This window comes from Haloimpatiens lingqiaonensis, assembly GCF_901447495.1.
Classification (GTDB): Bacteria; Bacillota; Clostridia; order Clostridiales; family Clostridiaceae; genus Haloimpatiens; species Haloimpatiens lingqiaonensis.
In genome coordinates this window covers 1-1,618 of record NZ_CABDWS010000164.1, presented here as the reverse complement: position 1 = coordinate 1,618, position 1,618 = coordinate 1, and the positions used below count along the sequence as shown (strand labels likewise).

The window sequence follows — 1,618 nt, the reverse complement described above, 5'->3', positions numbered from 1 at the left end:
TTTGTAATTTGAAGATGAAGTAACGAATTTTGAGCATGACAAAAAATCCTTTTGAGTGAAGGAAAATTTTTGATATTAGTAATCTCTACATGGAGTTATTCACGTAGTGGCTAATAAATATCCCATATTTACTTTACAACTAAATTAAGCAGAATTTTCAGCTTGCATCTTTAATATTGTTTGTTGACCAAGGTAAATAAGTAATTGCCACTTAGCAGGCATATTGCCCGCATTAGTTAAAATGTCTATCTCGTTTAGTGGCTTCCAGTAGTTATAAGGATGAGGACGTAGAAAGTTATAATAGGCAACCCAAAGGGAAACGCCATAAAGTGCACCATTTTCACTTCCATAACCGCAGGTAACGCGATAAGAAGACTTGAAAGTGCGGTTAAGCCGTTCTACTACTTGCTTTACCCAACGAAATTCGGTGGATACAGCATCATCATTGGTGAGTCCGATAACTTGAGTAACATCAAAGTCCCAGCCATTAACGAGTTTACACTGCTGACTTGCAAGAGGGTAGGCACTATAGCCATCTGCAATGAATTTTAAGGCTTTATTAGGGAAGTTTTTAAACTTCTCAAAAGCCATACGCATAGCGAGGATACATGGACCTACAGCACGAGTATCGGATACTTGGTAGCCAAGAATAGACTTTTTACAAGCATCCATGATAATCCAAACATAATGCTTTATGCCTTTTACCTTAATGTATGTTTCATCAGCAGAAAGGATGTTAGAAGGATTATAGTCAAAAGTATCTACAAATGGCTTTATAACTGCGGCAGCAGTCATAGCATAATTAGCAATCATTGTATGTGAAATCTTTATACCATGTACTTCCTCCAAGGCATGTGCTGTCTGCCTAGTAGATAGCTTAAGATTAACGTGATAAGTAAGGCAAAGCCCCATAATGTGGGCATTGAACTTCTTATACTTAAAGTTAATTGCTCTAGAAGGAAGTTCATGTAAGTCCATTTTGAAGAAATCTATGGTGAACTCACGATAGATGTAGTGGAGCTTGTACTTGTGTTTATCAGCGTCACTTAAGTCTTTAGGCAGTTTGTCTAAGTTCTTGCGGTAGTAGGAACACTTAGGATTAACACATTTATGTATTCTAAAATGCTTACGATCTTTCTTTGGAGAAAGAGTTTGTCCGCAATAAGGACAACTAAATACTATAGGTTTAGTAGTGTGGTTACTTTCATTAAAATTTTGACCACAAACCTTGCACTGGTATTGACCTCTAGAGCCATTATTATCGTAGATATACTGGTGAGGGGCACCGCATTTAGGGCATAGGATATTTTCAGGGATGGACTTCCCATTACGTCTCTGAACAGGTTTGGTTAGCTTATTATATTTATGTTTATAGTAAGCTAAAAGAAGTTGATAGTCTACCTTTTCAAAACGAACAATTTTAGGTAGCTTATCCACTTTAAACTTTTGATATTCGGGACTATGTGAATCCTCAAAAGCCCACTGCTTAAGAGGAATGTATTTACAAATAAACATAAGTAATTGATAAATTATTTTTAAAAGATATTGATTATAGGAAATTAAATAAGTTATAATTGAATCCATAGCAATGACATCCTTTCATGTTATTTTTGGTTTT

1 protein-coding gene is annotated in these 1,618 nt (G+C 35.5%); it reads right to left on the bottom strand.

All coding sequences use genetic code 11. From position 1 onward, the window contains the following. Positions 1–144: 144 nt before the first annotated feature. Positions 145–1,584, bottom strand: a complete 1,440-nt coding sequence (locus tag FGK85_RS15095) for a DDE-type integrase/transposase/recombinase (protein WP_138207974.1) — start codon at positions 1,582–1,584, stop codon at positions 145–147. Between the last annotated feature and the right edge of the window lie 34 nt (positions 1,585–1,618).